The 26822-nt window shown below is 39.6% G+C and carries 22 protein-coding genes and 1 other annotated feature; of the genes, 17 read left to right on the forward strand and 5 right to left on the reverse strand.

Going from position 1 to position 26822, the window contains the following annotated elements:
- Positions 1-31: 31 nt before the first annotated feature.
- Positions 32-2188 carry a penicillin-binding transpeptidase domain-containing protein gene (locus BUB77_RS10065; RefSeq protein ID WP_073275413.1) on the reverse strand — a complete coding sequence of 719 codons (2157 nt, stop codon included), beginning with the start codon at positions 2186-2188 and terminating at the stop codon, positions 32-34.
- Positions 2189-3381: 1193 nt separating this feature from the next.
- Positions 3382-3610, forward strand: a binding site (T-box leader).
- 173 nt (positions 3611-3783) lie between these two features.
- On the opposite strand from BUB77_RS10065, the gene BUB77_RS10070 reads away from it, so the two are divergent.
- The 9 genes from BUB77_RS10070 (at position 3784) to BUB77_RS10115 (ending at position 11525) form a co-directional block, all read left to right on the forward strand.
- Positions 3784-4737 (forward strand): ABC transporter substrate-binding protein, encoded by a 954-nt coding sequence (locus BUB77_RS10070; RefSeq protein ID WP_408606392.1) that lies wholly within the window; start codon positions 3784-3786, stop codon positions 4735-4737.
- A gap of 40 nt (positions 4738-4777) precedes the next feature.
- Entirely contained in the window at positions 4778-5701 is a 924-nt protein-coding gene (locus BUB77_RS10075; RefSeq protein WP_170866628.1) for an ABC transporter permease, read from the forward strand.
- The gene (locus BUB77_RS10080; protein ID WP_073275417.1) at positions 5694-6467 is read left to right on the forward strand and encodes an ABC transporter ATP-binding protein; all 774 of its coding nucleotides are present in this window, start codon (positions 5694-5696) and stop codon (positions 6465-6467) included. The genes BUB77_RS10075 and BUB77_RS10080 overlap by 8 nt, the downstream gene beginning before the upstream one ends.
- 147 nt (positions 6468-6614) lie before the next feature.
- Positions 6615-6968, forward strand: a complete 354-nt coding sequence (locus BUB77_RS10085) for a BlaI/MecI/CopY family transcriptional regulator (RefSeq protein WP_073275419.1) — start codon at positions 6615-6617, stop codon at positions 6966-6968.
- A 10-nt stretch (positions 6969-6978) separates the two neighbouring features.
- On the forward strand, positions 6979-8277 hold the full coding sequence (locus tag BUB77_RS10090) for a M56 family metallopeptidase (RefSeq protein WP_073275421.1): 1299 nt from the start codon (positions 6979-6981) through the stop codon (positions 8275-8277).
- A gap of 59 nt (positions 8278-8336) precedes the next feature.
- Positions 8337-9089, forward strand: coding sequence for a hypothetical protein (locus tag BUB77_RS10095; RefSeq protein ID WP_073275423.1), 753 nt, complete (start codon positions 8337-8339; stop codon positions 9087-9089).
- A gap of 473 nt (positions 9090-9562) precedes the next feature.
- Positions 9563-10120: an RNA polymerase sigma factor gene (locus tag BUB77_RS10105; RefSeq protein WP_073275427.1), complete on the forward strand. Its 558-nt coding sequence runs from the start codon at positions 9563-9565 to the stop codon at positions 10118-10120.
- The gene (locus BUB77_RS10110) at positions 10107-10970 is read left to right on the forward strand and encodes a hypothetical protein (RefSeq protein WP_073275429.1); all 864 of its coding nucleotides are present in this window, start codon (positions 10107-10109) and stop codon (positions 10968-10970) included. Before BUB77_RS10105 ends, BUB77_RS10110 begins: the two co-directional genes overlap by 14 nt.
- A 105-nt stretch (positions 10971-11075) precedes the next feature.
- Positions 11076-11525 carry a CPCC family cysteine-rich protein gene (locus BUB77_RS10115; RefSeq protein ID WP_073275431.1) on the forward strand — a complete coding sequence of 150 codons (450 nt, stop codon included), beginning with the start codon at positions 11076-11078 and terminating at the stop codon, positions 11523-11525.
- A gap of 237 nt (positions 11526-11762) precedes the next feature.
- Here the strand turns inward: BUB77_RS10115 and BUB77_RS10120 are convergent, their stop codons facing one another.
- From BUB77_RS10120 to BUB77_RS10130, 3 genes are all read right to left on the reverse strand, one after another.
- Positions 11763-12203: a hypothetical protein gene (locus tag BUB77_RS10120; protein ID WP_073275433.1), complete on the reverse strand. Its 441-nt coding sequence runs from the start codon at positions 12201-12203 to the stop codon at positions 11763-11765.
- A gap of 131 nt (positions 12204-12334) precedes the next feature.
- Positions 12335-12658, reverse strand: coding sequence for a hypothetical protein (locus BUB77_RS10125; RefSeq protein ID WP_073275436.1), 324 nt, complete (start codon positions 12656-12658; stop codon positions 12335-12337).
- Positions 12651-12863 carry a helix-turn-helix transcriptional regulator gene (locus BUB77_RS10130; protein WP_073275438.1) on the reverse strand — a complete coding sequence of 71 codons (213 nt, stop codon included), beginning with the start codon at positions 12861-12863 and terminating at the stop codon, positions 12651-12653. The genes BUB77_RS10125 and BUB77_RS10130 overlap by 8 nt, the downstream gene beginning before the upstream one ends.
- A gap of 162 nt (positions 12864-13025) precedes the next feature.
- Between BUB77_RS10130 and BUB77_RS10135 the strand changes: the two genes are divergently transcribed.
- Both BUB77_RS10135 and BUB77_RS10140 read left to right on the forward strand, forming a co-directional pair.
- Positions 13026-13634: a TetR/AcrR family transcriptional regulator gene (locus BUB77_RS10135; protein WP_073275440.1), complete on the forward strand. Its 609-nt coding sequence runs from the start codon at positions 13026-13028 to the stop codon at positions 13632-13634.
- Between the two features lie 42 nt (positions 13635-13676).
- The gene (locus BUB77_RS10140; RefSeq protein WP_073275442.1) at positions 13677-14492 is read left to right on the forward strand and encodes an amidohydrolase family protein; all 816 of its coding nucleotides are present in this window, start codon (positions 13677-13679) and stop codon (positions 14490-14492) included.
- An 8-nt stretch (positions 14493-14500) separates the two neighbouring features.
- Here the strand turns inward: BUB77_RS10140 and BUB77_RS10145 are convergent, their stop codons facing one another.
- Entirely contained in the window at positions 14501-15331 is an 831-nt protein-coding gene (locus BUB77_RS10145) for a helix-turn-helix domain-containing protein (RefSeq protein WP_073275444.1), read from the reverse strand.
- Between the two features lie 464 nt (positions 15332-15795).
- On the opposite strand from BUB77_RS10145, the gene BUB77_RS10155 reads away from it, so the two are divergent.
- The 6 genes from BUB77_RS10155 to BUB77_RS10180 all read left to right on the forward strand — a co-directional run bounded on the left by BUB77_RS10155 (position 15796) and on the right by BUB77_RS10180 (position 26677).
- Positions 15796-18891, forward strand: a complete 3096-nt coding sequence (locus BUB77_RS10155; protein ID WP_073275447.1) for a glycoside hydrolase family 2 TIM barrel-domain containing protein — start codon at positions 15796-15798, stop codon at positions 18889-18891.
- Positions 18892-19191: 300 nt separating this feature from the next.
- A complete protein-coding gene (locus BUB77_RS10160) occupies positions 19192-20736 on the forward strand; it encodes a response regulator transcription factor (protein WP_073275449.1) in 1545 nt (514 codons plus the stop codon).
- The gene (locus tag BUB77_RS10165; RefSeq protein ID WP_073275451.1) at positions 20733-22568 is read left to right on the forward strand and encodes a cache domain-containing sensor histidine kinase; all 1836 of its coding nucleotides are present in this window, start codon (positions 20733-20735) and stop codon (positions 22566-22568) included. The genes BUB77_RS10160 and BUB77_RS10165 overlap by 4 nt, the downstream gene beginning before the upstream one ends.
- 669 nt (positions 22569-23237) lie before the next feature.
- A complete protein-coding gene (locus BUB77_RS10170; protein WP_073275453.1) occupies positions 23238-24164 on the forward strand; it encodes an ABC transporter permease in 927 nt (308 codons plus the stop codon).
- Positions 24165-24182: 18 nt separating this feature from the next.
- Entirely contained in the window at positions 24183-25094 is a 912-nt protein-coding gene (locus BUB77_RS10175) for a carbohydrate ABC transporter permease (RefSeq protein ID WP_073275455.1), read from the forward strand.
- Positions 25095-25132: 38 nt separating this feature from the next.
- Positions 25133-26677 carry an ABC transporter substrate-binding protein gene (locus BUB77_RS10180; protein WP_073275457.1) on the forward strand — a complete coding sequence of 515 codons (1545 nt, stop codon included), beginning with the start codon at positions 25133-25135 and terminating at the stop codon, positions 26675-26677.
- Positions 26678-26822: the final 145 nt, after the last annotated feature.

A 26822-nucleotide genomic window follows, 5' to 3' on the forward strand; every position in this document is an offset into this window, starting at 1 on the left:
CTGCTCCTTTCTTAAGGATTTACAAGGTGGCTCATGGAAGGTCGGACAGATAGCTGTCCAGTACCGGATTTACCTTTTTTATGACATAGGAGCTTCCGCCCCTTAATTTTACGTCCTCTGCCATGCTTATTAACAAAAGGGGCTTTTCTGCCTGGGAGTCCGCCGTAAAGACAGCCAACCAGCCAAGCTCGGTTCCGGTAGTATCGGACTTTGAAAGCTTGATTTCTGCGGTGCCGGTTTTGGCACCAAGGACAATATCCTTTCGGTGGGCGGCATGGGCAGTTCCAGCGGAATTGTCCACGGTCTTAATTAAGGCATTCTTTATCCTTTCGGCAGTTTCCCGGGAAAAGGCATCAGGAAGCCACATTTCTGTCTTTGGCTTCTCCTGGTAAAGGAGGCAGGGCTTTAGGATATTGCCCTGATTCAGGAATGCGCTGTAAAGACATGCCAGATGCAACGGGTTAACAAGAACCTGCCCCTGGCCGTAGCCCGTATCTGCCAGCTGTATCTCAGTATCAATGGTCTTAGTATTGGAATACTGGGAGGACGACATTGTGATATCAAAAGGAAGGGTTTCTGAAAAGCCCAGCTGGGAAAGCCCTTCTTCCAGTTTTGGGGCTCCTATTTTCAAGGCAGCCTTGGCAAAATAAATATTGTCGGAATGTATCAGGGCATTTTCCAAATTGACATTGTTGTATGAATGGAGGGTCGTTACAAAATAATTTCCCCAGCTTGAATCCTTTTGCCACCGGAGCCCTACGTTTCCAAAATCCTCTTCCGGGTCGATTGCGCCTGCCGTCAGGCCGATGGCGGCAATAACCGGTTTAAAGGAAGAACCGGGGCACCAGACCTGGCGAAAGCGGTTATACAGGGGTTTTGCCTTGTCCTTATTCAGCTGGTTCCACTTATCATTTGAAATTCCAAGAATAAAGTCATTGCTGTCAAAGGAAGGAGTACTGACCAGAGCCAGCACTTCTCCGGTTAAGGGATTCATTGCCACAGAACAGCTCTTATCCTCTTTGAACTGGTCGTACAGCTTTGCCTGTAAAGCACTGTCAATTGTTATATAGATATCTTTTCCGTTTTCCTGAGGGGAAGAAGCAAGGGTGCTTTTGGTATTACCCTCCGAGTCTGTGATTACAATGTCATAGCCGTTCTGACCCTTTAATTCTTTTTCATAAAGGGATTCCAGGCCGGTCCTGCCGATTACGCTGGAGCTGGTATAACCTTCATTGGGGTGCTTTTTTAAGTCCTCTGCTGTGATGGATTGTACATACCCCGTCAGATGGGAGGCCTTTTCACCAAGGGGATAATACCGGACTTTTACGTCCGATATCATAACACCCGGAATTTTCAAAAGTGCTTTTTTCAATTTCTCTGTTTCCAGAGCACCGGAATCCGGTGCTTGTGCAAGCAGGTCCGCTTCCTCATATTTCCTTATTGTTTTAACAGGGACAAGGGAATCGTCCCTAACCCAGCTGGCTTTTCGCCTTTTATTGATATCCTCCGGGGACAGTTTCAGGAGCTTAGCCATTTTTTTGATATCATTAGCTGGCTCTTCGCTCATTTTACCAGGGACCAGGCCTATGGAAGAAGCAACGCCTTCCCCGGCCAGCAGAATGCCGTTCCTGTCGAAAATTTCGCCCCTCTTTGCTTTTTTCACAAAAACCTTAACCTTATCTTCAGAGGTCAGCTCCGGAAAAATCTGGCTGTCATCCCACTCTAAGGCATACCCCGCCGTATCAGTCCTGGTAAAACGTGCCAGATTTTCAAACTGAATGCTGCCCGCCACACTGTCAAAGCTGATTTTATAAGAAACATTGACATCGGAAGGTTCTTCTGCCGTTGTACCGGTAATTTCTGCATGTATATTCCGGGCTTCTATGCCTTCATAGATATTTTGATTCCGTAAAATAAAATCCGCTTCCGTAATGGCATTCTTACTGTCATCCTGAAGCAGAGAATACATTTTTTTGTATTCATGCCGGTTTAGAAGTCTTATATACTCAGTAAGCAGTTCTTCCGGAGTTTGTGCCACTCTGGATTTATGCGGCTTAGTCTTATCAGTTATATCACTCTTTAAATGTGCAAAATAGGGAAAGCAGATTAATCCTATTGTCAAAAGAGATAACAAGCCAAGGACAGCTGCGCAAACAGGTATAATGCTGCTTTTTCTTCTTTTCTTCACATAAGCTCCTTCCTTGAATAGCAAATCGGTGATTTGCTATTCCTAAATATGTAGCTGGAAATGTCGGCTCTCAATTCAGATTCAGTTTCACTGTATGAGTTTTATTTCCATTTAATTTGCGTGGATACTGTAAAAATGCTTGCAGTATGTAAAATGGGTGTATTAGATTTTACATACCTTATCGGAATCCGTTCTAAATTAACTCTTACAGATGTAAGAGTTGAGAGTAAATTAAAACTTACATCTGTAAGAGTTTGTTCCGATTTTTAAATATTACACTTGTAGGATTAAAAAGTCAAGGAGATTTATTAATCACGGCAAATGCATGAAATCAAATTATAGATACCAAAGGACTGGAGGATTATTTGGAGTTTGCATTAAGAAGCGCTATATGTCGCTTAAGCTGTTTTTTTGCAGCTTTAGCGTCATAAAGAACCTCGAACAGTAAATCACAACCCAATTCTCTCGTCCTTACGCCCTTCCATTAAATGGTCTCATATATTTACTGGTAATAATTCAGCCTTACACATCGATTCACTGTAATCTTAAGTCAATGTACAGATGGTTTCTGGTTCCGTTCAGGCATTTTCTATTGAGGGGTTCCCTATGACACTTAAATGGCAGCCGTTATGACTAGGTTAAATTACACCAGTGTCTGAGCGCACAGTGTAAATATACCCAATATATATGAAGCGAGTTTGGTGCAATTTAACCTTCCAGGAATAACGGCTGGCATTTTAGTGGAATTGGAACAGGAGCTAGCAGCTCCGAACAGAAAATGCCTGAACGGAACCAGAAACTATCGTCCGTTTCCAAAGACTAAAATCCAAGGAAGTTTAAACTGTAATATTTGCCATAATTTATTAATATGGTAATCTTGCTTTTGCAAAACGTGTATGCTATAGTGTGTTTTATATAAGAAGTAAATATTTAAAATGTTATTAGTGTAATTGCGAATAGTAATCTCTTAGGAGGAAATTAAAACAATGTTACTGATACTTTATTATTTAGGCCTGGGATTTATCCTATTCCATTTGGCTGCATATATCGGAAAAAATGTCTTTCAATTCCATAATATCCTCCTTTACCTACCAAAGAAAAAAAAGAAATCGAACAGCTAACATATTGCGTGCGGAAAGAAAAAATCTTCTTGACAAATCCCCCCGCGCATATTACTATAAAATTACAAATAAGCAAAACCGTTGAAAAAGAGAAGTAAGCAATTGGAATTCATAACAGAGAGCCCTTACTGGTGGAAGAGGGTATGAATACATCTGCTGAATGGACTTTTGAGGGCAGCCCGAACTAATAGTAGGCGCTGACGGCGACCATAGCCGTTATCAGTATGGCATATATGTTGGTATATGATAAAGTGGACTTTTGTCAAATTGAGTGGTACCGCGGATAATATTCGTCTCAAGTTAATATAACTTGGGGCTTTTTTTTATGCAAAAATGCAAATAATAAAAGACATAGCCGCCAAAAGAATCAGTTACTGAAAAGAAGGCCTGCCAACACAGCCTGATATAGTCGAAAGCATATGAAGGAGGATTTTTATGAAAAAAAGAATTGCTGGAATGATGGTATTTGTGCTTATGATGACCTTGCTGTACGGATGCAGTGCAGGAAAGGGGGATACGGTGACCATCGGTATCGGCCAGTATGCGGAACACCCCTCCCTTGACAATTGCAGGGAAGGCTTCCTGGCAGGATTAAAGAGTGAGGGATATGAAGAAGGAAAGAATTTAAAGGTAGATTATGAGAATGCCCAGGCGGATAATTCCCTGTCAGGACAGATAGCAGACGGCTTTGCGTCAAAGAAGGTAGACCTGATCTGTGCCATTGCAACACCCATGGCACAAAATGCTTACGGTGCCACTAAGAATTCAAAAATACCGGTAATCTTTACCGCCGTAACAGACCCGGTACTGGCAAAGCTTGCAAACGAAGATAAGACTCCCGTTGGCAATGTGACCGGAACCAGTGATAAGCTGCCGGTAGAACAGCAGTTAAAAATGATAAGGGAAGTACTTCCTCAGGCTAAGAAAATAGGAATCCTTTATAATACCAGCGAGGCCAATTCCCTGTCCGCCATAGAAGAATATAAAGCAATAGCAGGCGGTTACGGCTTTGAAATCGTAGAAAGCGGAATTACCGCGGCAGCAGATATTCCCCTGGCAACGGATAATCTCTTAAGCAAAGTAGATTGTATCAGCAACCTTACCGACAATACCGTCGTAAGCTCCCTGCCTGTAATCTTAAAAAAAGCAGGAGAAAAGAAGATTCCTGTCTTTGGCAGTGAGGTGGAACAGGTGAAAAAAGGTTGTCTTGCAACGGTTGGAATTGACTATTATGACCTGGGAGTTAAGACCGGCAAGATGGCAGCCAAGGTTCTAAAGGGTGAGAAAAAAGCCTCCGAGATGAACTTTGAAGTAATAGATCAGGCAGCTTTCTATGGCAATACCGCCGCTGCGAAGGACCTTGGAATCGAATTGCCCAAGGACCTTACCGATTCCGCAAAGGAAATGTATGATTCCATAGCAGAATAAGAAATATCACAATAGAAAAAGCCATAGAAAGGAAATGAAAATGGCATATTTAAATATCCTTCTGGACCTTGCCACCGGCGTTATAGAAGAAGGCCTGGTATATGCAATATTGGCCTTTGGTGTTTATATCACCTATCGAATACTGGACTTTCCCGATTTATCCGTGGACGGCACTTTCCCTTTGGGAGGTGCTGTAGCGGCAGTTCTGATATTAAAGGGAGTAAATCCGGTCTTAACTCTTGTTTTAGCCTTTATAGCAGGAACGCTGGCCGGAACCTTGACCGGAATCATCCATGTAAAATTCAAAGTAAGGGATTTGCTGTCCGGTATTATTATGATGACTGCCCTGTATTCCATAAACTTAAGAATAGCCGGAAGATCCAATGTGGCAATATTTGATAAGGACACCATCTTTGAAAATGCATTTTTAAGTAAACTGATACCGGAAACAGCAAAGTATTATGATATAATAAAGCGCTATGAAACAGTCATTATTCTGCTTCTTATTACCCTGTTCATGAAGCTGCTGCTGGACTTCTATCTGAAAACGAAATCGGGCTATCTGCTTCGGGCAGTAGGGGATAATGATGTACTTGTAACCTCCTTGGCAAAGGATAAGGGTATTGTCAAAATAATCGGCCTTGCCCTGGCAAATGGCTTTGTAGCACTTTCAGGGTGCATTTATACCCAGAAAAGCGGCTTCTTTGAGATATCGACAGGCACCGGCTCCATCGTAATCGGCCTTGCCAGCGTTATCATTGGAATTAACCTGTTTAAGAGAATGGTAAAGGTAAAGGCTACCACAGCCGTGATAATCGGTACCATAATCTATAAGGCCTGCGTCTCATTGGCAATTGCCTTAGGACTCTCTCCTACGGACATGAAGCTCATAACGGCAGCGTTGTTTCTTATTATTTTAATACTGAGCAATGACAGGAAAAGGAAGGTGAATTCCCGTGCTTGAACTAAATGATATTTCAAAATACTATAATCCCGGGACCATTAACGAAATGTGCCTTTTTCACAATTTTAACCTGAAAGTGGAAAAGGGAGAATTCCTTTCCATTGTGGGCAGCAATGGCTCCGGCAAGACCTCTCTGCTAAATCTTATCTGCGGAAGTATACCTTTAGATAGTGGGACCATACTAATAAATGGAACGAATATCACGAAGAAACCGGAATACAAGCGCATCAGGAACATCGGCAGGGTATTTCAGAATCCGGCAATGGGTACCTGTCCTTCCATGACCATCCTGGAGAATCTTTCACTGGCTGACAACAAAGGGAAGAGCTTTCACCTTGGAAAAGGAACGGATAAAAGAAGAATTGATTATTACAAAGAAAGCTTAAAAGTGCTGAATCTTGGCTTGGAGGATAAGCTGAATATAACAGTGGGCTCCCTTTCAGGCGGACAGAGACAGGCACTGGCACTGCTGATGACAACTATGACACCGATTGAATTTCTGATACTGGATGAGCATACCGCCGCCCTTGATCCGAAAACCGCTGAGACCATCATGGAGCTGACGGGCCGTATTGTAAAGGAAAAGGCATTGACAACCATAATGGTTACTCATAACCTCAGGTATGCCATTGAATATGGCAACAGGCTTTTAATGCTTCATAAAGGGGAAGCTGTCCTGGATAAAAAAGGACCGGAGAAAGAAATCTTAAAAATAGAAGATATTCTTGGCAAATTCAATCAAATAAGCATAGAATGCGGGAACTAATTGATTTTAGACAAATATTAAGTTTATATGACAAAAATGTCAAAAATACTACCATATTACTAAAAAAATTGTTGACAATTAATAGCATTTATGATAATGTTTTTCTTGTAAACTATTGCAATAGTTATTATAGGAGATGGAAATTTAATGAAGCTTTTTGATTCAGAATTAAAGGTTATGGATGCTTTATGGAAGAGGGGGGACTTATCAGCAGGGCAGATGGCCAAGATACTGAAAGAGGAAACCGGATGGAACCGTAATACGACCTATACAGTAATTAAGAAATGTATAGATAAGGGAGCAATTTCCCGATACGGTACCAAGTTTATGTGCAAAGCGCTTGTAAGCCGTGAAGAAGCCCAGCAGAATGAAACAAATGAGCTGGTGGAGAAGATGTTCGAAGGGTCTTATGAGAAGTTTTTTGCTGCCTTTTTAAATGAAGGGTATTTATCTCAGGAAGAAGTTGAGAAACTAAAGAAAATAGTCGACGAAGCTAAATGAGGTAGTAGGCATGGATCTATACCATATATCATTTTCGTCTTCCATACTTATTATCTTCATTCTGATTCTAAAAGCCTTTAGTGGATATAGACTGCCCAGAAAGACTTTTACATTATTGTGGAAGATTGTATTAATCAGGCTCCTGGTACCAGTTACCATAAAGGTTCCGATACCGGACTTATGGATAACAGCCAAGAAAAAAGTGAATCTGACAGGGGAAGCTCTTTTGAACCTTGCTTTGACAGGAGGAACAGAGGGTGTGGTAAACCCGGCAGAGTCCGGTTCTTATAAAATTTCAGGAGCGTACATATTATTCATTATTTGGATTACAGTAGCATCCATTTTACTATGCTTATTCCTGTTCAAGTATATAATGAGCCGAAGGAAGGTCAACGAAGCAATGCCTTCCGCAAATGATTATGCAAAGAACTGGGTTAGCAGCCAGCGCATTAGGCGTTCGGTCAGAATTCTTACCTTTGATAGAATTATGTCACCGGTAACAGTCGGGGTACTAAAACCTAAGATAATACTTCCAAAGAATATGGAAATGGACAGAGGCAAGCGTCTGGAATATGTACTATGCCATGAAATGGTACACATAAGACGTCTTGATATTGTATGGAAGCTGTTATCTATGGTCATGGTGTGCTTATACTGGTTCAATCCTCTGATATGGCTTATGTATAAGCAATTCAATCAGGATATTGAGACCGCCTGTGATGAAAAGGTAATAAAGCTTTTCGGTACGGATGCCAAGCCGGATTATGCCTACGCAATCATCCAGCTTATGGAAAAGAAACCGCAGGTTGCATTTATGTACAGCGGTTTTGGAGAAAAACCGGTAGAGGAAAGAATCGTTTCTATTATGAAACTGGGTAAGACAACAAAGAAGAGTTTCTTTGCTTCCGGGATGGTTCTTTTATTATCTACTATGGTTTTCTTTACGACAGTGTCAGCTGGCAATAATTTTGGTGGATTTAATATTGCAAAAGGTACCGTTGGGGAGAACGGTACTGTACATACGAAGAATCCGGAATCTGTAAACTATTTTCCGGTGAATAAAAATGGATATACTTATGGTAAATATGATAGTAATCTTGGTGTGATGCCTGATTTGGTTTATATTGAAGTAATAAAGGGCAAAGATGGTTATGTATATGCTGATGAATATCTTAACACTATCCTAAATAATAGGCCAGATTTGAATACACAGGATTTAGATAGCTATAATAAGCAACAGCAAGAAGCTAATAGAGTATGTAATATTTACCTGAGTGATGGAGAAACAATGATAGGGACTTATAATTAAAAAGTGGGTAATGGCTTAATAATGGTTAATAACTTCTCGGCATAGAGAAAGGAGACTTTATGTTTAATAAAAAGTTCAGATTATGTTTTTCTATAATTGCGGTTATGGCTCTTGTTTTTGTTAATGTACCTTACGCCCAGGCAGGACAAGCATCTGGAAGCTATACATATAGAGTTGCCAATTCACGTGGCTATTATGATAGGGCAACTGCCTATACAGATACTTCTGCAGGATGGGGAAATACGGATATCTATACATCAGGTTATGCTAATGTTCCAGCTGGTCATATGGGAGCAGCATCACAACTATTCAGGGCAGATGGAGCTTTATGTAAATCCTCTGCTATGCTCTATAACAGTAGCTCGTCATCAACATTGAGCGTTAGCACGGATAGACAAACTGGCTCTGTAGGCTATTATAGCGTAGGTATTGCAACATATTATAACGGAAGTGGTTATGATAATTATTTTACGAAGGCATCTCCTACGGTATATCTCAGTTCCCCTTACTTTGCAGCATTACAGGTACCTGAATCTTTATTACAGGAGAATGTGAATGACCAGACCTATGGCAGTGCTTATGTGGCTCAAGTTACAGGAAATATGCCTGAATTAGTAAGCGCTGTTGCGACAGATGGTACACTGGGATATGTTTATTCAGAGGACTTACAGTTTGCTACACCCTCTAATCCAGAGGAAGCTCTTGCTTTGAACGCACAGGCTGCCACTAATCCAACGATACCTGTTTATGCTGTTGATGGAACTACAATTGTAGGAACCTTCCAGTTTACAACAGAAATCGTATCCAAGTAAAATAAATAATAAGTATTGAACGGGGAAACAAAAAATTTATATCATTAGAATAAATCATAATTTTAACTGAGGGGAATAGTTAAAATACATGTACAGAATAAGGCTGCTAGGAATAGCAGCCTTTCTGTATTTGTTAAGGAAGAGCAATAGAGACTCTATTCCCCGATTCTTCCTTCTTGTTTTTTCTTCTATCATCCAAAGTATTAAAGGATTCTTAATTTCTTTAAAATTTCCCATTTAAACAGGATTTCTTACCGAACTTATAGTCATTCTTCCATATAGTGCTTGATGTCATTGAAATGATATGCCAGGGCATTAATATAAATTGTTAATAATAGAAGATTTTGATAAAATCAAATTATTAAATAAAAAAACTCTCTAATAAGCAACCCAAAGCTGTAAAAATGTGATTGTATTAATATAAGCTCAAATAAATGAATTTACTTAGTAAATAATTTACGGGAGGGAGATAAGTGCAGGATGAAGTTCTGATAAAAAGGTTAAAGCAACGCGATATGAAGGCTTATGAGGAGGTTATTGACACTTATAAGAATTATGTTGGAGCAATCGTGAAAAGTAGAATATCGGTATCCATGAGGAATGAGGATATTGAGGAGGTAGTTGCCGATGTATTCGTTGCTCTTTGGAAACAGAGTGACAGGCTGGATGCAAAGAAGGGAAATTTGAAAAATTATATTGGGATAATTGCAAGAAATTTAGCAATTAATAAAATCCGCGGGAACTATAATTTATTATCCATTGATGACGACATGGAAATAACCGGTGATGTTTCTCCGGAATATGAAGTGATGAACAGAGAAACCAGAGATATTCTCCTGCATGAAGTTAACACTTTGAAATCTTTGGATAAGGAAATAATCACAAAATATTATATGGAAGGAGAGACCGTGAAAAAGATAGCAGAGGATATGCAGTTGAATCCGAATACAGTAAAAGCTAAGCTTCTAAGAGCCAGAAAGAAGTTAAAAAAAAGTCTATTAGAAAGGGGATACTCTTATGAAAACTTATGAGCTTGATCAAATTAAAAGGGATGAGTCACCGCAAATTAATTTATTGGAGGACCAGCTTCAGCTATCGACAGATAACATATGGAAAATATTCAATGATAAAATAATTACTGAAAAGAAAAAATCTGTGAGAAAAAGAGGCTTCTCTTTTGCTGTGGCAGTATGTGCAATGTTGATTATCGCATTTAACTGGCAAGGTATTTATACAATTGCAGCAGGCTTTTTTACAAAAGATACGGCTAAAATACAGGATTTTAAACTGCCTGACGTTAAAATGGAGCTTATTACAGTAAACAAGCCGGAAAAATTGGATCATTATGGTGTGTATAGCGGCACTAAGTATTATACATCCTTAAAAGATTGTACCGACGAGCTTGGGATACATGTATTGACCAGTGATTTGGAATATAATGAGAAATATGAGGAGAAGATATCACTGCTTTATCCCCTTGATGGTGACGAGAAGTTTGGAATGAATTTGGTGTCAATATACGATAACATGTATATTATTGGAGACCTGAAGGATTTTGAGAGGCAGGGCACAGGAGCATTTTATAAAGGACCTCAATCCGAGGATGATAAATATAATTCACCGGTAAGTCTAAGACTTGAGTTTTATATCACAGGCACAAAAAAGAAAATAAACGAAGCCAATGCGGATTATTCGGGGCTAGCATACGCATACCATGAAAAATTTAAGGGCTCTAACGGAATCGAAGCACAGATTATCGGGAAGAATTCTGCCAGATTAAATAATTATACGGCAATATTTTATAAGGATAATATAAAGTATATTTTAGAAGGAACAATTGAATTATCAGAATTAAAGAAGATTATAGAATCTTTCCGATAAAGGTAAGTGAACAGTGAAAGGAGGAAGTATGAAGTCTTTTTATAAATGAGATGGTCGTCCTGATGATTTAGTAATTGAAACATTAAAAAGACTTGGGAAATTAAAATGAAGAATATATCTAGAGAAAATGCATTAAAATTGATTGATGAAATACGCAGTACTGTTGAAAAGGAAATAGATTTATCAAAATATTTAGAAGAGAGTTTTTTAGAGAACAATATAGAACAAACTGAGTTGGAAGCGTATTCTCAAGGCATTAGTAATGGATTTTTATCAGAAATAGTTCATGCTATTATAGGATATGAAGTTGAAGTTATTGGTGAGGTGGAAGAATTATTTCCTTGTCCTTGTTGTGGATTTAAAACCTTAACAGAATTATATGATTTAAATGAAGGAACAGGTTATGATATTTGCCCATATTGTAAATGGGAAGATGATGGAACTACTGAAATAAATATGTATAGGCCTATTAATAAAGGGTCTTTACAAGATTATCGTAATAATATTCAGGCAAATTTAAATAAATATTATATAAATAAATGGTTTATTAAATAACGATCTTTGAAATTGTTGGCTGCAAAAATTATATCAGCAGGGCTGATGATATCTAATATCTAATCAGAGGGCTAAAAGCACAATCAAATTTATACGACTGTGCTTTTGACATATATTAGAGCGTTAAAATAAATTTCAAGAAATCCATGCTGATATAAAAATGCATCTCCTTTTTGGATATCTTTTTTCGGAGAGAATTATCCAATGTAATGATATTTTGAAAGGTTTAACCGTATTTTATAGGGAACATACTTCATCCCGGTGAGTTAGTAAAAATTCTCTTTGCCACTCATATAGTTTTTGCTCATTGTCCCAAATCCATTTATCAATGGATTCAGATTCATCAATCCATTCCTGCGGATAATCGAAATTCTCAATAAATTGAGGGGACTGGTAATCATGCATCCCCAGACAGAACATATTATGGAACTCTTTCCATGAACTGCGTGATAAATATTGAGCTGTTACCTTTAGATCTTGTGTATCTGCAATTTCATAATAAGTCCAGACCCCACTTCGCAAGGAGTTCCCCAGCCACTGAGAGATTGTGCTGTATATTCGAAGAGTGTCAGGAATATCAGTCATACTTATTATCTCTAACATGAAATCAGTATCGACCCGGTAAAAATCACTTATATCTGTTGCTTCAAGTTTTTTATATAGTTTTTCAAATTCCATACCGTCCTCCATAGCTGTGCATTATCCCTCTATTTAATAATTTTCCAGCTGCTCAGTTTATTTCTTCAAAACATCAAAATTCATCAAGGTCCTTTTCTCCTGGCGGAAGCTCTATTCGTTGTTTCCAGAAGTTAAAGCCGTTTATCGAAATATCCTAATGCACACAATTCTATAACGTTGCGCAAACCTATGAAAAGTATACCATATATTAAGACACGATCAAAGGTAAAGGTTATTTGAATATCGGAAAATAGCGTTACCGTACTTCCAATAGCTAATAATATTATCAAGATAGAGTTTGAATAATTTGCCGCATTATTTGCTTTGTTCTGGAGCAGCTGCCAACGTTCATCATTTTTGTATTCGACCGTCTTTTTAGCCTTCCAAATATAAAGAAAAAGAGTAACGCTAGTAGCAATAATAAGGAAAAATAGAATAATAGTTTGTTCATTCATCGCCTTTGCCCTCCTTGTGTTCAAAAACTTCGTTGATTGAAACATTAAAAACTTCTGCAATTTTAAAAGCTAATTCCAATGAGGGAATGTATTTATACTTCTCAATTGATATAACCGCTTGGCGGGAAATACCTGCCTTTTCAGCTAAATCAGCCTGTGTCCAATCACGCTCTGCCCTCAGAACTTTAATCCGATTCTGTATCAAGGTATTATCTCCTTTACAAAATGTAATCTGTTGGTTACATTTTCATTGTAATTTACTAGTTACATTTTGTCAAGAGAGAATTACTATTTTTTATAATTGACAGTAATTTATAGAAGTGTTACAATGACTAAAACAAAATAATAGTCATTGATAGAGGGAGATATGGCAAAACATTTTTCTGAATATGAAAAGCAAATAATAAAATTAAATATGCTAAAAGAAGGTAAAAAACTATTTGAAAAATATGGAATAAAGAAAACAAGTATTGATAAAATTGTTGAAAGTGTCGGTATAGCCAAAGGTTCATTTTATACTTTTTATGAATCGAAAGAATCTATGGCATATGATCTTATTCTGGATATTGAGGTAAAAATGCATGATGAAGAAATGAAGAACTTACATAGCTTTTTGCAAAAATTTGAATATCCTGAGGCATTAAAGTATACTGTTTGGAAATCTCTAAATTATATGGATGAGGAACCTCTGCTGCATGTTCTTAACAATCCGCAATTACTTAATGAAATATGGTCAAAGATGAATGAAAATGAAAGGCAGCGAGGCATCTGTCAAGATCAAAGCAGAGTGCAGGATTTTGTTGAGATTGCGAAAAAAAAGGGATATAAGCTAACAGAATCATCATCTGTATTCAATGCGGCCTTATTAAGTTTTTTTATGATATACATAAATCAAAGTATGGTTGGTGAATCAGGAGATAATGCATTAGAGTTTATGATGAAAGCTGCTTTTGATAAGCTATTTATAAAGGATTAAATTCGACTTTATATATAAATTCAGTTTATGGGAGAAATAATAATGATAATTATAGATGGGCATGCTCATGCTTGCGGAATGTTTTTAAATACGAATAATGTTATTGATTATATGAAGAGAAATAATATTTATAAAATAATACTTTCAGCAGGCGAACCAAATAGTAAAAAGATATATAAATTGCCATATTTAGCAAAAATATTTAAAAGCTCAAGGTTAATCTACTCAAATAATTTATTGACAACAATCGTGATTAGTGTAAGTAAAATGAATAGGTATTTAGATCAAGGAAATGAAAAGGTAGCATTGATGGCGGAAGAATGCCCTGAATATATTTTGAATACATATTGGATAAATCCATTAGAAGAGAATTGCCTTCAGAAAATGAATGACTTTCTGAAAAAGCATTCATTTTATATGTTAAAAATGCATCAGTGCTGGACAAAATTTGACATGGACAATATAAAGTTTATTGTCGAATGGGCGGAAAAAAATAAAACACCTATATTTATCCATTTAAAATCGAAAGACCAGGTAAAAAAGTTTATAAAACTTACAAAAGAATATCCGGGAGTTACCTTTATACTTGCACATTTGATTGGCATTGAAGAGTTTGACAATACCATTGGAAAAAATGTTTATTTTGACATTTCATGTCCTTTGCTGCATTCTATTAAAATGTTAAAAAGGGCAAAAGATAACTTCGGCGCAGAGAGAATATTACTTGGCAGCGACAGTCCTTATGGAGCAGATAATATTAATCTGGGGATAAGCCAATTGCGTGAAATTGGTATGAATGATAAGGAAATTGAACTTGTCAGCAGTAAAAATATCCAGAAAATATTAGGGATAAATTAATATAAATACTATCTTTCTTTTATATAACGTCCCGGCGGAATTCCAACTGTATTGGTGAATTGCCTGGTAAAGGAATAGGTATCGCTGTAACCAGTAAGCAAAGCAGTTTCCTTAATGGAAATGCCGGATAAAAGCATGAGCTTCGCATGCTTCATCCTCTGTTCGATACGGTATCTGTTAGGGGAAACACCGGTGTATTTCAGAAATTGTTTTCGGAAGTTCTCATAGCTTATATTCAGGCTATCCGCGAGTTCTTCCAGGCTTCTGCTTTGATTGGCGTCAGAGGATAATAAATGGCAGGCTTCTTCCATTATTTTATTCCTGGGATCCTGAAAGGAAGTTTTTTCTGCGGAAGAACTCAGGGACAGTACAATTTCCTGCGCCTGCAATAATATATGGGGCAGGCTGCCGTCATTCGCTTCTTTCAGCTTTCTTAAAAGCCGGGAGAGGGTCTGGATTGTAATTTCATCATAAGGTATATTCAGGACAGGAGTATCAACGGGAAGCAGGCTCAGGCTGCACAGATAATCATAGGTCGAGTGCCCGAAACTGATAAAGAATTCCAGCCAGTTTCCGTCAGGAATAATTTCCGTTGAGTGACAGACCCCTGGCAGGCGCTGTACAAAGGCTCCCGGATTTATTGGTATTTTTTTGTTATCGGCTGTATGATAAATTCCACTGCCGGAGAGAAGTAAAAAGCAGCTGTAATAATCAATGCGGAAATTATATTGGGAATGGCTGGCGGTGGGCTTGGTCATAAAACCACATGCAATTATTCCGTTATCAAAGTCAGAACCGATACAACGGTAAATGACATCTTTCTTCATTTCAACCTTCATAATATCCCCTTATCACTTTTTAGAACTCTCATATTACTACCAAAACGGATAAAAATTCGACCAACTAAACCATTTAGGCGGCCTTCTAATTCATTGTATAATATGTATAAAATTAATACAATATAAAAAGGAAAATTGTCAATAGCGGTTAGAAGGAAAGCACGGCAAACGCATGAAAGGTAATTATGGAAGCTTCCGATGAGTTTGGCTTACATTTAAGAATTTTCCTGTTCAGGGTTCTAAAATCCACTAAACCGGCAGCGGTTGTTCCTGGCAGCAGAAAGGATACCAAACTCGCTGAAATACGCTCAAACAATGGTATCCTTTCTGCTAGGAACAACTGCTGCCAGTTAAGTGTCATTAAGAACCCTTCAATGGAAAATTCTTAAATGTAAGCCAAACTCATCTGGTTAATTACAATTAATTCCTTTATGCGTTTGCCGTAGAAGGAAAGGAGTATTTATATGAAAAACCTATGGGAAAATCAATATGTAACACAGAGGAACCGTTACCCCATGCATGCTGTTTACGGGGCTTATGAATCAATCCCCCAAGCCTTAGCAGGTGACCGTAACGCATCCCGATATGTACAAAATATCAGTGGAAGCTGGAAATTCCGTATGACAGACAGTCCTGAGAAAGTGCCGGAGGGCTTTGAAACTTTTAATTTTAAGGAGGAAGACTGGGCAGATATTCCAGTGCCGTCCAATTGGGAACTGCAGGGCTATGGAAAGCCTGTTTATACCAATATGCTTTATCCCTTTCAAAGAGGGAATAAGACTTCCCATTTTGAACTGGAGACAGCCAAAGGCCAGGTGGAGCTTAATGCCCCCAATGTGCCGGAAAAAAATCTGACCGGTTATTACCATACGGCCTTTGAGATACCGGACTATTATGAAGGAAGGGATATCTTTATCGAGTTCGGCGGCGTTGAAGCCTGCTTCTATCTCTGGGTAAATGGCGTGGAAATTGGCTATTCCCAGGACAGTAAGCTGGAGGCAGCCTTTGATATTACCCATGCAGTCAGAAGGGGAAAAAATGAACTTGCCGTTAAAGTTCTCCAATTCTGTGACGGAACTTACCTGGAAGATCAGGACTACTGGCATTTATCCGGCATCCATCGGGAGGTGCGGCTTTATGCGAAGGAAAAGCAAAGACTTTTAGATTATAAGGTGGAAACTCTGTTCCAGGGAGATAATTTTGAGGAAGCGGAATTAAAGGTAATGCTTCTTCCCAATAACACAGTGGAAGGATATGGGGAAAGCAAGGTAAGGTTAAGCCTTTATGATAGCAATGAAGAGCTTATAACTACTTTTAACAGTGAGCCCTATGCGGTCTGCGGTTATTATCTGCTGCCTAAATTTACGGCATTTCCGTCGGTAAAGGTATTACGTCCCCATTTATGGTCGGCTGAAGACCCTTATCTGTATACCCTAGTATTGGAAACCATGGATGGAGCAGGAAATATCACGGACATTGAAAGTACAAGGGTGGGCTTTCGCAAGGTTGAAATAAAATCAGACGGGATACTTTATCTCAATGGAAAACGCCTGATTGTCCGGGGAGTTAATCTGCATGAATTCTGTCCGGAAACGGGCAGGTGCGTTACAACGGAATATATGAGAAAGCAGCTTGAGTGCATCAAGCAGCTGAATTTTAATGCTGTACGGACCAGCCACTATCCTCATGGAAATGACTGGTATGATTTGTGTGATGAGCTGGGAGTTTATCTGGTGGATGAAACAAATCTTGAAACCCATGGCTACGGCGGCCAGTTAAGCTCATCTGCGGAGTGGACAGCGGCTTACATAGAGCGTGCCTCCAGAATGGTCCTCCGGGATAAAAACCATCCCTCCGTTATCCTGTGGTCGTTGGGAAATGAGTCCGGGGCGGGTATGAACCACGCAGCCATGTACGGCTGGATAAAGGAATATGATAAGACCAGATACGTCCAGTATGAATCCTGTGACCCAAAAGGCAATATTACGGATATTATTGCCCCCATGTATCCCACCAGAGCCTGGATAGAAAATAAAATGGCAGATTTACAGGATATCAGGCCCTTTATTATGTGCGAGTATGCCTATGCTAAGAGTAACAGCAACGGGAACTTTGCGGAGTACTGGGATTTGGTAGAGAAGTATCCCCGTTTTCAGGGAGGGTTTCTCTGGGATTTCCAGGATAAAGCCCTGACAAAAGTACGGGAGGACGGTTCGGTTAAATATGTTTACGGCGGCGCCTTTGAGGAGCCGGTGCTGGACCCGGTAAAGGATATGTGCCTGAACGGAATTGTATTTCCGGACTTGAGCTGGAAGCCCGCAGCTTACGAAGTGCGGAATAGCCAGGCGCCTGTGAAGGTATGCTATGATGTGCCGCCGTATTTTGATAAAGCAGTATATAGGATACAGAATTACTATCAATACAGGGACCTTAGCCATCTTAGCATCACCTGGGAGCTTCAATGCGATGGCAGGATAGCTGATGCCGGAGAATTAAGGCAGTATTTTACGCTGCCGGGGCAGTCTGAAGTACTGGATTTTCAGCTTGATGAAGGAAAAATCGAAGGAGAAGCCTTTGTGACATTCCGGTTTTCTTTACGGGAAAAAACAGCTTATGCAGAAGCCGGACATGTAATCTATACTTACCAGCTTCCGTTGGAGCAGTCCGAATTATATGGGAAAGAGGTAATGATTTCCGGAGAGAAGCTGTCACTTCGTGAGACAGGGAACAGGATAATCATAGAGGGTAAGGATACCGATATTCAGTTTGATAAGGATGAATGCCTTTTCACTAAGGTGGTTCTGGCCTCAGAGGAAATGTTTATCGGCGGCAGTGATAATTTTTACCGGCCGGTGACTGGTATTGATGAAGGAACGGGAGAGCCGGGCAGAAATTATGCTGGAGAGTGGAAGGAAGAAGGGTTAAATAACCTGGAGAAGCAGGTGGTGAGCGTCAGTTCGGCCGTATCGGATACGCAGATATTTATTTTCACGGAAGTAGCCTATAACAAGGGAAAGATTAAGGTGGCTACTCAGTACCGCATTGGCAGCAGAGGGCTTACGATTAGTAAGACTGTCATAAATAATTGCAATTCAAAGACCATCCCCAGAATCGGAATGTCCCTTCTACTTCCTGAGGATAAAAATAAAATCACCTGGTATGGAAGAGGTCCATGGGAAAATTACAGTGACAGGAAAATGGCAGCCCATATCGGTTGTTACAGCAGCACCGTTGCAGAGCAGTATACACCTTATATCAAGCCGGTGGAATGCGGCGGAAAAGAGGAGGTAAGATACCTTATAATAAAGGATGGAGCAGAACAGGGAATTCGTATTACCGGAGCCGTGCCCTTCCATTTTGATATTCATGATTATTCGGTCCTGTCCTGTGATAAGGCCGATTATGAGGAGGAATTAAGAAGGGATAAGAATGTTTATCTGAATGTTGACTTTATTCATGCTGGCGTGGGCGGTGATAACGGATGGACGAAAACAATTCATCCGGAATATTTCATCGGAAAGGGACATTATCATTATCAGATAGCTATTGAAATCCTTTAAGAGTAGTATCTTTGAAGAATAGCAGAGAAACTTTTGATGAATAGCAGCTTTTGAAGATGGGAAGCTTTAAAGGCGAGGAAGTTTTGAGAATAGCAGCTTTGTAGAAGAGAAGCTTTTTATGACTAGAAAGTTTGGAAGATGGGAAGCTTTGAAGAATGGCAGTTTTGAAAAGAGAAGTTTCTAAAGCAGGATAACGTTAGAAGAATGGCAGCTTTTGAAGAATAGAAGCAGTAAAGGCTTGTACGTTTACATGAAATAGCATTATAATTAAACCAGCAAAAATTATACAGGGGGAATACCATGATTCGTCTGATTATCGTAGAAGATGAAAGAGTGATAAGGCAAGGGATTGAAAAGCATGTTCCTTTTGAAGAGCTAGGTGTAGATTTGGTACGTACAGCAGAAAATGCGGATGAAGCATTTAAAATCTGCGAAGCATTTAAGCCGGATATCATTATTTCGGATATTATGATGCCCGGAATGAATGGCATCCAGCTCTGCCAAAAATTTAAGGAAGTATTGCCTGAGTGCCAGATAATTTTTATCAGCGGTTACTCGGATAAAGAATATCTGAAAGCTGCCATTGAGCTGAGAGCGGTTAGCTATGTGGAGAAGCCAATATCCATTCCTGAATTAAAGGAAGCAATTATAAGGGCAATACAGTCCGTGGAAAAATCAAAAAGGCAGAGCACCTATTTACTGCACTCACTGCTAGGGATGTCAGGAGAAGAAACAGGCAACCTTCTCAATACCATTGAATTATCCCAAGAGGGAAAAATCTTAAAGCAAGCTTCGGTTTTCTGCATTTTTATCCTGCATACCAGGAAAAGTATTTCCAATGCAGCAGAATTCAGTAACCGGTGCCAGGGCAGCATTTCCGGGATGCTGGCTTCGGCAGGAATTCATTTTTTAACAGATTTTGTGGAGAAAGATTTATTTGTATTATTATTGTATGGACAGAAGGAAACCATTTCCGGTAATGAAGAGGTCATGTCCGCCTTATGGTCTGCTGTTTCAGCCATGCCCAGGGAAGACGAGGACTGTTTTTGGGGAATCGGAAAAGAGGTGGAGTCTCTTAAAATGCTTCCCGATTCTTATCAAAGTGCATTATCCAGCCTGCAGTTTCTTTCTTTTAAAGGATGGAACCATTGGGCAGCTTATGATGAACCCTATTCCTATTATCAGGACAAGCTGCCGGAAGCACTGCAGAATGAATTTCATAAAGCGCTGCTTCATAAGGACTTGAAGGCAGCCACAGATATATTAAATGACACCTATCAGATGCTGATTGACAACCATGCAGTATTAAATTTTAATGTAAGGAATATTTATTATACCCTTGACAGTGTTATAGTCCAGTCTGACAGGGAGCTTTATCTGGGTATTTTCTCAAAGGAGGAAAAAAGAAAGACAGAGAATGCTAAATTCCTGGACGGCGTGAAGACCCTGTGGGAGATGCATGCTTTTGTAAGCAGGCATGTGACGGAGGTGCTGGAGGAAAATGACAAGGAGCGTAAGAATAATTTTATTGTAAAGCATGTTATTGAATATATATGGGAAAATTACGGAGACAAGGGGCTCACAATACAGGTACTGGCTGAGGTGGTTTATTTGACTCCCACCTATCTGAGCAACCTTTTTAAAGAAAAGACCGGAATGACAATTGGCGGATATCTGACGGAATACAGGCTGAAAAAAGCCGGGGAGCTATTGGGTGACCCTAAGCTTAAACTGTACCAGATTGCAGATATGGTAGGTTATGAGGATGCCAATTATTTTGCAAAGCTGTTTAAAAAGAAAACCGGAATGATACCATCAGAATACAGGGAGAATAAACTGGGATGAAGAAATGGGCAGCTGATATGCTATTGGTTTTCAAGAATTTATCCATGCAGAAAAAAATGATCTATGCTTTTTCTATTCCGGTCATTATCATATGTATCATGATCAACCTGGTCTGCTATCATATCATATCCAGGAATTATGAAGAGCGCCTGCGGTATTCCGTTAACCAATCCTGCGAACAGGCCGGAGCCTTTGTCTTGAATTACATTGAAAACATGTATTATACCTCTGCTTTAATATCAAATAACAACAAGGTAGAGGATGTGCTTTCCTCAAGTGATTTTGGAGCAGAGCGGGAGCTGGATGAGCAGTACAGGGAGTTCTGGAAGCTCAATGATATCTTTCAGGCAATTGCATTGTCAAACCCTTCTTTCCGAATCGGCTTGTATGTACCGGACAGCTTAATTTACTCCAGCAATAATTATTATTTTTATCCCGAATCGTCTCTCAAGAGCCGGAAGGATTATAAGGAGCTGATGAAAAAAGTTGCGAAGGAAAAGGCGTATTTTTCTTTGATTGATGAAACGGTGCCTTCCAATCCAAGCCGGCTGGAAACCAATGTTGCTCTTTTTAAGGCAATCAATATATTGGATGAACAGGGAAAAGAGAAAGCTTATATCTGTAAGGTCGAGATACCGGTCACCGATTTAGAAAAAATACTTCAAAAGTCAAAAAATACTCAAAGCGGCCTGGCATATATTTTGGATGCAGGGGGAAATTTACTGGTATCCTCCGATGAAAATTCCATAAAGGAAATGTATGATGCCGGCGTATTACCAGACTCCAAGGTTAAATCCTGGTCAGAGTGGAAGGCAGGAGGAACTGACTACTACGTGGTATGGCAAACAGTCGATGAATCCAGCTGGCAGATGTTCTCCATGATACCGGTCAGCAAATTCCATCAGCAGATCAGCTTTATCTGGTTGATTATACTTATCATCATAGTTGTCATATCAATTGCGGTAATTATTATTTCCTTTCTGCTTTCCCGTTATTATGTCGGGCGGCTGGCCAAGCTGAACCATAAGATGAAGACCCTTAAGAGCGGGGACCTTAATGTGGGCTTTCCCATGCAGCCGGAACTGCCGGGGGATGAAATTGATGAGATATTTGTTAATTTTAATTACATGACAGAGGAAGTAAGGCGGTTAATGCGAGAGCATTATAAGCTGGGCAAGAATGTTATGTCAGCTGAGCTAAAAGCATTACAGGCGCAGATTAATCCCCATTTCTTATATAATACCCTCGATTTGATTAACTGGGGGGCCATGGACTATGGAGCACAGCAAATAGCGGAGATTGCTCAGAACCTGGGACAGTTTTACCGCCTCAGCCTGAACCACGGGAAAAATGCCATCCTGATTGAGAACGAGCTAAAGCATGTAGAAGCATATGTAAAAATCGAAAATGTGCATTTTGACGGAGCTATCCGCCTGAAAATAGAGGTGTCCGAGGAAATCCGCTCGAAAGCCTGCCTAAGTATTATTTTACAGCCCTTTGTTGAAAATGCCATCCTTCATGGTATTGCAAAGCATCCGGAAATTAAGGAATGCAATATAAAAATCAGTGCGGTGAAAGAAGCTCAGGAGCTTATATTCCATATTGAAGATGATGGATACGGCATGGAGGAGGAGCAGGTGGCACAGATTTTAGACAATAGTTCTTCCAATGGATACAACGGGTATGGGGTCAAGAATATTAATTTTAGAATTAAGCTCTGTTATGGTGATAAATATGGTATTTCCTATGACAGTATACCTGGGACAGGTACTACGGTTCATATACGGATACCGCTTATGGAATATGAGGAGTTAGAGGAAATTTTAAAGTAAATAAACTGTTTGTGGACAGCTTTAAATTTTATTAATAAATTTAAAGCTGTTTTTTGCATTTTAGAAATAACTTAGTGTATTTGAAACAGTTGAGACTTGCTTGTATTTAAGTCTTTGGGAAACGGACGATGGTTTCTGGTTCCGTTCAGGCATTTTCTATTCACGGTTCCAATTCCACTAAAATGCCAGCCGTTATTCCTGGAAGGATAAATTGCACCAAACTCGCTTCACAATTACTGGTTATATTAACTCTGTGAGCTCAGACACTGGTGTAATTTATCCTAGTCATAACGGCTGCCATTTAAGTGTCATAAGGAACCGCTCAATAGAAAATGCCTGAACGGAACCAGAAACCATCTGAACTTTGCTTTAAAATTTTCGTGAATGGATGGGCATGGAGGAAATGTAATCAGGTATTTTTATAGATATTTAGTGGAATATTGACATTGCTTATGCTTTGAGGAAATTGTATAAAAGCACAGGATTTTTTACACAAAGTATAGCTGTATTTATAAAAACAATAGGATTCAGTAGAAAATTTGTGCAATATGAGTAAAAAACGTAAGATTTTCCTTATTATCTTAGTCTTATTATCTATGAATGGAACTTTAAATAACTTACAATATGTTCATCAGTTACTTACATAAATGAAAGAAAGAGAGAAAGTAAATGAGAAAACATTTAAGTGCTTTTGGACATGAATTTAAAAGGAACCGTCCGTTGTTTGTAATGCTGGCACCTGCGGTACTGCTTGTACTGGTCTTTGCATATATGCCTATGTCAGGACTGGTGCTGGCATTTAAGAATTATCGCTTTGATAAGGGGGTCTTTGGAAGCGATTTTAATGGGCTGGATAATTTCCGGTATTTATTTCAGTCCGGAACCGGGTGGCTGATTACGCGGAATACCATTGTTTATAACTTGCTGAATTTGTTTACGTCACAGGCACTGGCTATTCTGGTAGCTATTTTTATCACAGATATCAATGCCAGAATATTTAAGAAAGTGACGCAGTCTATTATTTTTCTGCCCTATTTTATTTCCTGGGTAATTGTTGGTACTTTTATCTATAATATCTTTAACTATGAAACCGGCGTTTTGAACAATGTACTGAATTCACTGGGTTTTAAGACGGTTAATGTTTACTCGATGCCGGGGGTATGGCCCTGGATTATCTGTATCTTTAATGCATGGAAATGGTGCGGCTACAATTCGGTTATTTATATTGCGGCTATTACAGGTGTCGACACGGAAACCTATGAAGCGGCAGCTGTTGACGGAGCGACTATTTTCCAGAGAATAAGGCATATTACACTGCCGTGCATTAAGCCCACTGTTATTACTATGCTGCTTTTACAGGTTGGAAGAATTCTCAGGGGGGATTTTGAAATGTTTTACCAGATCGTCGGTAATAACGGGCAGCTGTTTAATAAGACGGATGTGGTTGATACCTATGTGTTCCGCTCTCTTATTCAGAATTCGAATCTTGGTATGACGGCAGCAGCGTCCTTTTATCAATCTGTTCTGTGTTTTGCCATTATCATGGTGGTAAATGCCGTTGTGAAGCACATTGATGAAGACTATGCATTATTTTAGGGAAAGAGAGGTGTAAACATGGTCAAGGCTGCTGCAAGAGCTGGTAAAATTAGAATGAGTTCTTCTACCAGATTATTTTATATGATAAGCTATATCTTTATCGGGTTTATGGCATTGCTGTGCCTGCTTCCTTTTATTATGATGGTCTCAGGCTCCTTTACTTCAGAGCAGGCTATCCGTTTTAGCGGATATGGCTTGCTGCCAAAGCAGTTTACATGGGAGGCTTATGAATTGATTTTTAAGAACCCCATGACGATTCTGCATGCCTATGGAGTATCCATTTATATTTCAATCATAGGTACGGTGCTAGGCTTGCTGCTGATTACAATGACCTCCTATGTTATCAGCCGTAAGGATTTCAGATACCGGAATGCCTTTTCCTTTTACTTTTATTTTACGACCTTGTTCAACGGCGGTATGGTATGTACCTATATATTTTATATTCAATACCTGCATTTAAAGGATAATATCTGGGCATTGATATTGCCAGGCATGTTTAATGTATTCTATCTGTTGATTATGAGAAGCTTTGTAGCTGCCATTCCGTCAGCTTTAATCGAATCTGCAAAAATTGACGGTGCCGGAGAATACCGGATTTTCTTTCAGATAATAATTCCCCTGTTAAAATCCGGGCTTGCGACCATTGGTCTGTTCCTGGCACTGGGATATTGGAATGACTGGTACAATGCCATGCTTTATATTAATTCCGAAGAAAAATATCCATTGCAGTATATGCTTTACAATATGCTGCAGCAGACACAGGCACTTGCAAAAATCGCCAGCCAGGCAGGAATTCTGGTACAGAATCTGCCTTCCAGCAGTTTAAAGATGGCTATGGCTGTCGTAGCAACGGGACCCATTATTCTGGTCTATCCCTTTGTGCAGAAATATTTTGTAAAGGGTATCACAATCGGTTCAGTAAAAGGCTGACCGGTCAGATATAAATCAATTCTAAGAAGGAGGTTTTTATGGGAAAAAGAAAAAGCTTGCTATGTGTGGTTCTGATCCTGGTTATGATTGGAAGCTTATTGGGGGGATGCGGCAAAAGCAGCTCTACAAAGTCCAATACCCCGGGCGGTGACGGGACTGGAAAAACGGAAGGAAAAAGTGACGGTAAACTGGATACATCCGAGGAAGTTGAGCTTGTAATGTATATTATTGGGGACAGGCCAGCCGGACAGGATGCAGTGGATGAAAATTTAAACAAGATTCTAAAAGAAAAATTGAATTGTACTCTGAAAATTAACTGGATTCCCTGGGCAGATTATGCGAATAAATATCCTCTGCTGTTCTCTTCCGGAGAGGTGTTTGACATGGCATATACGTCAGGCTGGCTGAATTTCTCTTCCTTAGCCAGAAAAGGTGCCTTTATGAGTCTGGATGAGCTTTGGCCGGCTTATGCGCCGAAAAATTACGGAAGACAGTCAAAAACTGCTTTAATGGAGGCTTCCCTGGACGGTCACTATTATTGTGTACCGACCCTTCTTTCTACTTACGGAGCCTATGGCCCTATCTATCGTACGGATATTATGAAAGGTACCGATTGGAATGGGAAGCTGGAAACCTTCGAGGATTTGGAAAAGTACTGTGACATAGTAAAGAAAAATAATCCGGAAATGGAGCCCATTGATATTTATTCGGCAGGTTCCGAATTGGATGACGTCTGGATGTGGAATTCAGGATATCAGCCCAGCAAAGGTGCTACAAATGATTTCCTCTTCTATAATCCCAATGAGGAAAATCCAAAGCTGTTTACTTATTATGAAGCAAAGGAAATACCGGCCTTTCTGGATATGATGGCAAGCTGGAATAAAAAAGGCTTCTTCTCCAAATCTGCCTTGTCAGATACGGATTCCACCAAGACCCAGAATGGAAAAGCAGCCCTGAGAGTGCATAATATCGATACCTATGCAAATTATTATACGTTACATCCTGAATGGGGCTTCCAATATTCCAATTACAATAAAAATGTAAGCCACCTGCCTTATACACAGGATGCAATGGTTATTTCAAATACCTCTAAGAATCCGGAAAGAGCCATGGCTTTATGGGATCTGCTCACCAATGACCAGGCTGTTTATGATGCCTTTTTCTATGGAGTATTAGACAAGACCTATAATCTGAATGATAAAGGGGAATTTAAAATAACAGACGCTAATAATTATGCGGCCTCCAATATGTGGGCAGTCCGTACCACTGAATTTAACAGGAGCATTGCCGGAACTCCGGAGGATTATAAGACAATAAAGGAAGGCTTTGAAGCTGGCATCAAAGAGGGTGTAGGCGCCGAAAAGTTCTCCGCATTTACCATTGATATATCCTCCATAGAAACAGAATATGCGGCATGCCAGAGTGTGCACCAGCAGTATTGGTGGCCGCTAGAATTAGGATATACGGATGCCAAAACCGGACTTGCAGATTACCAGAAGAAGATGGAAGCAGCCGGCATTGAAAATGTACGGAAGGAAGTTCAGAGGCAGCTGGATGAGTATATTGCCGGTCTGAAGAAGTAGAGATAACCGTGGCAGTAGCGCAGACTCGTCTGGGGTATGTAACAGGAGTAAAGAATGAAAGGCTGGACATGGATGTTCGGCCTTTCATTCTTAAAAGCAGGCCAAACAATAGAAAGGCTTGAAAGAGGCAGGAAAACAGCTTATC

Source organism: Anaerocolumna jejuensis DSM 15929 (assembly GCF_900142215.1).
Lineage (GTDB): Bacteria > Bacillota > Clostridia > Lachnospirales > Lachnospiraceae > Anaerocolumna > Anaerocolumna jejuensis.

Bases quoted from the DNA above. Each gene is read 5' to 3' on its own strand.
- BUB77_RS10070 (WP_408606392.1), top strand. From the start codon at position 3,784: ATGATGACCTTGCTGTACGGATGCAGTGCAGGAAAGGGGGATACGGTG.
- BUB77_RS10075 (WP_170866628.1), top strand. From the start codon at position 4,778: ATGGCATATTTAAATATCCTTCTGGACCTTGCCACCGGCGTTATAGAA.
- BUB77_RS10085 (WP_073275419.1), top strand. From the start codon at position 6,615: ATGAAGCTTTTTGATTCAGAATTAAAGGTTATGGATGCTTTATGGAAG.
- BUB77_RS10090 (WP_073275421.1), top strand. From the start codon at position 6,979: ATGGATCTATACCATATATCATTTTCGTCTTCCATACTTATTATCTTC.
- BUB77_RS10095 (WP_073275423.1), top strand. From the start codon at position 8,337: ATGTTTAATAAAAAGTTCAGATTATGTTTTTCTATAATTGCGGTTATG.
- BUB77_RS10110 (WP_073275429.1), top strand. From the start codon at position 10,107: ATGAAAACTTATGAGCTTGATCAAATTAAAAGGGATGAGTCACCGCAA.
- BUB77_RS10115 (WP_073275431.1), top strand. From the start codon at position 11,076: ATGAAGAATATATCTAGAGAAAATGCATTAAAATTGATTGATGAAATA.
- BUB77_RS10120 (WP_073275433.1), bottom strand. From the start codon at position 12,203: ATGGAATTTGAAAAACTATATAAAAAACTTGAAGCAACAGATATAAGT.
- BUB77_RS10125 (WP_073275436.1), bottom strand. From the start codon at position 12,658: ATGAATGAACAAACTATTATTCTATTTTTCCTTATTATTGCTACTAGC.
- BUB77_RS10135 (WP_073275440.1), top strand. From the start codon at position 13,026: ATGGCAAAACATTTTTCTGAATATGAAAAGCAAATAATAAAATTAAAT.
- BUB77_RS10140 (WP_073275442.1), top strand. From the start codon at position 13,677: ATGATAATTATAGATGGGCATGCTCATGCTTGCGGAATGTTTTTAAAT.
- BUB77_RS10145 (WP_073275444.1), bottom strand. From the start codon at position 15,331: ATGAAGGTTGAAATGAAGAAAGATGTCATTTACCGTTGTATCGGTTCT.
- BUB77_RS10155 (WP_073275447.1), top strand. From the start codon at position 15,796: ATGAAAAACCTATGGGAAAATCAATATGTAACACAGAGGAACCGTTAC.
- BUB77_RS10160 (WP_073275449.1), top strand. From the start codon at position 19,192: ATGATTCGTCTGATTATCGTAGAAGATGAAAGAGTGATAAGGCAAGGG.
- BUB77_RS10165 (WP_073275451.1), top strand. From the start codon at position 20,733: ATGAAGAAATGGGCAGCTGATATGCTATTGGTTTTCAAGAATTTATCC.
- BUB77_RS10170 (WP_073275453.1), top strand. From the start codon at position 23,238: ATGAGAAAACATTTAAGTGCTTTTGGACATGAATTTAAAAGGAACCGT.
- BUB77_RS10175 (WP_073275455.1), top strand. From the start codon at position 24,183: ATGGTCAAGGCTGCTGCAAGAGCTGGTAAAATTAGAATGAGTTCTTCT.
- BUB77_RS10180 (WP_073275457.1), top strand. From the start codon at position 25,133: ATGGGAAAAAGAAAAAGCTTGCTATGTGTGGTTCTGATCCTGGTTATG.